Annotated in this window: 6 protein-coding genes; all 6 read right to left on the bottom strand. The window is 68.4% G+C overall.

What is annotated here, in order from left to right; translation table 11 throughout:
* The coding region (locus I6U14_RS16590) for an efflux RND transporter permease subunit (RefSeq protein WP_296900730.1) at positions 1 to 1,542 on the bottom strand (1,542 nt) is incomplete at its 3' end.
* Positions 1,539 to 2,660: an efflux RND transporter periplasmic adaptor subunit gene (locus I6U14_RS16595; RefSeq protein WP_296900732.1), complete on the bottom strand. Its 1,122-nt coding sequence runs from the start codon at positions 2,658 to 2,660 to the stop codon at positions 1,539 to 1,541. The genes I6U14_RS16590 and I6U14_RS16595, both read right to left, overlap by 4 nt.
* A 54-nt stretch (positions 2,661 to 2,714) precedes the next feature.
* On the bottom strand, positions 2,715 to 2,849 hold the full coding sequence (locus I6U14_RS16600) for a hypothetical protein (RefSeq protein WP_296900734.1): 135 nt from the start codon (positions 2,847 to 2,849) through the stop codon (positions 2,715 to 2,717).
* A gap of 37 nt (positions 2,850 to 2,886) precedes the next feature.
* Positions 2,887 to 3,642, bottom strand: a complete 756-nt coding sequence (locus I6U14_RS16605) for a hypothetical protein (RefSeq protein ID WP_296900736.1) — start codon at positions 3,640 to 3,642, stop codon at positions 2,887 to 2,889.
* Positions 3,643 to 3,739: 97 nt separating this feature from the next.
* Positions 3,740 to 4,471 (bottom strand): response regulator transcription factor, encoded by a 732-nt coding sequence (locus I6U14_RS16610; protein WP_296900738.1) that lies wholly within the window; start codon positions 4,469 to 4,471, stop codon positions 3,740 to 3,742.
* A partial coding sequence (locus I6U14_RS16615) for an ATP-binding protein (RefSeq protein WP_296900740.1) occupies positions 4,468 to 5,194 on the bottom strand: 727 nt, incomplete at its 5' end. The genes I6U14_RS16615 and I6U14_RS16610, both read right to left, overlap by 4 nt.

Raw genomic sequence — 5,194 nt, forward strand, 5'->3', positions numbered from 1 at the left:
CCCCCGCGCACACGGCGTGAGCACCCATCGCAGCCCGGCGCTCGGGGTGGCGCGCCGTGTGGAGCCGGGCAAGGTGTGGGAGCGCGCCATGGTGGACAGGGAGGGGGCCACGAAGGGGGGGAAGCTCACCGCGGCCGCCATCGTCAGCGCGAACTCCGAGAACAGCCGGCCCACGTCGCCCTGCAGAAAGGCAATGGGCACGAACACGGCCACCAGCACGACGGTCGTCGCGATGACCGCGAAGCCCACCTGCCGGGTGCCGCGGTAGGCGGCCACGAGCCGGGTCTCGCCGTACTGCTCCATGCGCCGGTGGATGTTCTCCAGCACCACGATGGCGTCATCGACGACCAGCCCGATGGCCAGCACCAGCGCGAGCAGGGTGAGAATATTCACCGAGAACCCGAGCACCAGCAGCACCGTGAAGGTTGCCACCAGCGACACCGGCACCGTCACCGCCGGCACCAGCATGGCGCGGACCGATCCTAAGAACAAAAAGATCACCAACACCACCAGGCCGATGGCGATGCCGAGCGTTTTGTAGACCTCCTTGATGGCATCCTTGACGAACACCGAGGTGTCGTAGGACTGCTTGATCTCCATGCCCTCGGGCAGGGTCGGGTTCAGGCGCGCCATCTCCGCCTTGGCCGCATCGGCGACGGCGATGGTGTTGGCGGTGGACTGCTTGATGATGCCGAGGCCGATCATGGGCACGCCGTTGCCGCGGAAGACGGTGCGGTCCTCTTCCGTGCCGCGCTCCACCCGGGCCACGTCGCCCAAGCGCACCAGGTAGCCGTCCTCGCCGCGGGCAACGACGAGACGCGCGAACTGCTCCGGCGTCTGGAAGTTGCGCTCGGTGCGGACGCTGAACTGGCGCTCAACGGACTCGACGCTGCCGGCCGGCAGCTCGACGTTCTCGGCGCGCAGGGCGCTTTCGATGTCCGCGACCGTCAGGCCGCGGGCGGCCAGCGCATTGCGGTCCAGCCACACCCGCATCGCATAGGTCTGGTCGCCGCCGACGCGCACCCGGGCGACGCCGTCCAGCACTGAGAAGCGGTCGACCAGGTAGCGTCGGGCATAGTCCGTCAGCTCCGGGACGGTCATGCGGTCGCTCACCAGGTTGAGCCACATGATGACGTCGTCGCTGCTGTCCACCTTTTGGATGTCCGGCGGCTCGGCCTCCACCGGAAGCTGGTCCAGGATGCCGGACACGCGGTCGCGGATGTCGTTGGCGGCGCCGTCGATGTCGCGGCCGATACTGAACTCGATGGTGATGGTGGAGCGCCCGTCCTCGGACACCGACTCAATGGTCTCGATGCCCTCCACACCCGCGATGCGGTCCTCGATGAGCTGGGTGATGCGGGTCTCCACCACATTGGCGGCGGCGCCTGGATACACGGTGTCCACGGACACCACCGGCGGGTCGATGTCCGGATACTCGCGCAGCGGCAGCCGGTCGAAGGCCACCAGCCCAAAGGCGACGAGCAGCAGCGACAGCACCGTCGCCAGCACCGGGCGACGGACGGAGACGTCGGAGAGGATCATTCTGAGGTCGCAGCCGCGGATGATTCTGCGGCGTCGGCTGCGGGCTTCTGCGCCAGCAGCTCGGCGAGGGGGCGGGTGCCGTCGTCGATGGCCATAACGGTGATTGGCTCGCCGGGCTTGGCCTTGTCGTTGCCGTGGGTGATGACGCGCTCGCCGGCGTCGAGGCCGCTCGTGATCTCGACGAAGCCGGGCCGACGGGCGCCGATCTGCACCTGCCGGCGCTCGGGCACCGTGGCGCCGTCCTCACCCTCGGTGAGCGCAAGCACGAAGTGGTCGTCGCCGCGATGCAGCAGCGCCTCCTCAGGGACGGTCAGCGCCCGCCGCGGGTTGCGCAGCAGCTCCACCCGCATCAGCAGCCCTGGGCGCAGCACCCGCTGCGGATTCGGCAGCAGCGCACGCACCTGCACCGAGCGGGTGACGGGGTCGATGCGGGTGTCGACGGCGCTGATCTCCCCGTCGAACCCTCGCTCCCCCAATGCCGGCGCACGGGCCTCGATCGCAAGCCCCGGCCGCAACGACGGCAGAAAGACGCTCGGCACCGTGAAGTCGAGCTTCATGGTGCGGTCGTCGTCCAGCGTGGTGATGACGTCCCCCGGCTCCACCAGTGCGCCCAAGCTGATGTTGCGCAGACCCACCACGCCGGCGAAGGGCGCCTTCACCACCCGGTCCTTGAGTCGGGACTCCACCGCCACCAGCGACGCTCGCGCCGTGTCCAGCTCGCGCCGGCGCTCGTCCAGCAGCGAAGCCGATGCGGAGCCCCGCTCGGCCAGGGACTGCACGCGCTCGTATTGACGCTCCGCCTCGTCCACACGGGCCCGGACCTCCTCCAGCAGGGCCGTTTCCTCCGCGCTGGTCATTTCCACCAGCACATCGCCTGCATCGACCCGCTGACCATCGTCGAAATGGATGGCCGAAATGGTCTCGGTGACGTTTGCCGTGATCACCACGGACTCGTCCGCGCGCAGAGTGCCGAGCGCCTCAGTGCGGTCGGCCCAAGACGTGGGCTTGGCCTCGGCGACGATGACGGCTGGAGCCGCCGAGGTGGCGACAGCCGGCAGCAAGAGAAGTAACGAGAGGACGACGCGCATAGTGGCAAAGGAGGCCGGCGGGAGATTCACGATACGAATCTTTGGAAGTGGGTGCTGCCCGTCCCTGTTTCAGCGTCCGCCCCCTCAGCCGGTCTCGCGGTGCAGTGCCGCCACCACCAATGCGAGCTCGCCGGCCAGTGGCTCCGGCCCATGCTCGCTGAAGATGGCCGAGGCCTCACGGTAGTCCCAGAGGATGTCGTCGCCGCCGGCCTCCAGCACTAGACTCCGTCGATGATGCGGGACCTCCCGCGGCCCGTCAGCCTCCGAAGACGACGGCCTCCGGAATCTCGTAGGTCTCCTCACCGACGGTGACCGTCCAGAGGTCGGCGCGCTTGCTCACCGACACGGCATCCGCCGTGGGCGTGGACCACTCGCCCTCCTGGAAATACAGGATCCGCTCGGCGCCGGGCGCAGCGGCGACGCCGGGCGGCAGCACGAAGACGGTCGCACCGGATTCCATCTGGTACCGCTTCACCTTGAACGGACAGGCGGCGGTCTGCATGGGCTGGCCGCCCCGGGCGCAGCCGAGGTCGCCGCGGGCGTCCCATTCCCGCGGGCCGAAGTCGTTGGCCTCGCGGGCGGCGCTCGGGTCCGGGTCCCCGGAGAGACTGACATCGAGCCGGTAGTCCGCGCGCTCGCCGCGGCGGGCGGCGGCGCGGTAGAGGTAGACACGGAGCTTCCAGTCGCCATCAAGGTCCAGCGTGCCCTCATAGCGGTTCAGCTCCGGTCCGCTATGGCCGGCATAGACGGCCACATTCTCTGCATCCGGCGGGATGACGTTGAAGTAGGCCGCCGTATTGTCGCTCTGCATGGCCACCGACAGCGTCTGCCCGGCGCGGGCGCTGACCAGGTAGTCGACAGTCTCGCGGCCTGTGATACTGCCTGCGATGACCGCACCGGTGCCGCCCGGAGCAAAGTGCACCCGCTCGGTGCGAATGTCGTCGGCGTGGGCGGGGGCCGCCGCGACGACAACGGCGAGCAGCAGCGGCAAAAGCTTCGCGGAGGCGGGCATGGCAGTGAATCTCTGCGCCGACAATAGCCTGAAAAATATGGGCCAAAAAATCTGGTGACGGTATACTTAATTTCCGGCGACGGTGTCGTCCGTTGCATTACTCAGCCGTTACCATCCCGGCGCGGATCGCAAAGCGGACCAGCCCCGGCAGATTGTCGATCTGGAGCTTGTGCATCACCCGCGACCGGTAGGTCTCGACGGTCTTGATGCTGATGTCCAGCTCTGCGGCAATCTGCTTCGCCCGCCGGCCGCGGGCCAGGAGGCAGAGCACCTCACGCTCGCGGCCCGTAAGCAGTTCCCGATCCATCTCCGGGCAGCGCCTGAGCGGAGCCGCCATCGCGTCCCCCCTGCCGGGGTCCGCATCGGCGGCCGCGCGCAGGGTCCGGCTCAGATAGCGTTCGCCCTGCGCGGCGGCGTCAATGGCCTCCAGCAGCTCGCCGCTGGCGTCATTCTTCAGCACATAGGCAAGGGCGCCCGCCGCCAGCATGCGCTCGACATAGTGGCCGTCGGCATACATGGACAGGGCCACCACGGCGCAGTCCGTTGCCGCACCAAGAATGGCGGAGGCTGCATCGATGCCGGTCATGTCGGGCAGACCGACATCCAGCACCACGACATCCGGTTTAAGTAGGCTCGCGAGCCGGACCGCCTCCGCGCCGGTGGCGGCCTCGCCCACAACGTGGCGGTCTGGTCTGCGTTGCAGCAGTGCCCCCAGGCCCTCCCGAAAAAGTGCGTGGTCATCACACAACAGGAGCCGCAACGGCTCTGCCGCTGCGGCGGGATGGGCATGGTGTGAATCGGCGGTCGCCGACTGGGTGGTTCGCGTCATGTCGGGCTCCCGTCGCGGTCCTGCCGCGGCAGTTGAATGCTGACCCGCGTACCTTGCGGGCCTGTATCGATGTCGAGACTGCCGTCCAGTAGGGCGACGCGCTCGCGGATGCTGTATAGGCCGAAGCCGCTCGTTGTGGGGCTGTCCCTCGGCGACGGCTGCTGTGCATCCGGCGCCATACTGCCGGCGACGGATCGGTCCTGCGGATGCGCAAAGCCGACTCCGTCATCGGTGACCACCAGCGTCACGCTGTCGGCGTTCCAGGTCAAACGAATGCAGCCCCGCCTCGCCTCAGCATGCTTCACCAGGTTGTATACCAGCTCGCGAGCACATTGGAACAGGGTAACCGACAGCGCGCGCGACAACGCAGCCTGGTCAGTGTCGGCAGGCAACTGCACGGTGATGGGGATGCCGGCGCGCTCGGCCATGCGCTCGGCGAGCCAGGCGAGGGCCGCTGGCAGCCCGGACTGCGCCAGCACTGGGGGGCTCAGCTCGAACTGCAGGGTGCGGAGCTCGCCGATGGCCTCGCGCAGCAGCGTGAGGCCCGTGTCCCTGAGCTGGCGCCCTTCGGCGTCCGGCTCGCCAAGCCCGTTCTCCAGTTGCAGCAACGACCCGGCCAGCTTCTGCATCGGGCTGTCGTGCAGTTGCTCGGCGCGTCTAGCCTTCTCCGACTGCTCCAGCAGCGACAGACCACTGGCCAGCCGGCGCAGGTTGTCATTGGCT

Source organism: Thiohalocapsa sp., assembly GCF_019695415.1.
Lineage (GTDB): Bacteria > Pseudomonadota > Gammaproteobacteria > Chromatiales > Chromatiaceae > Thiohalocapsa.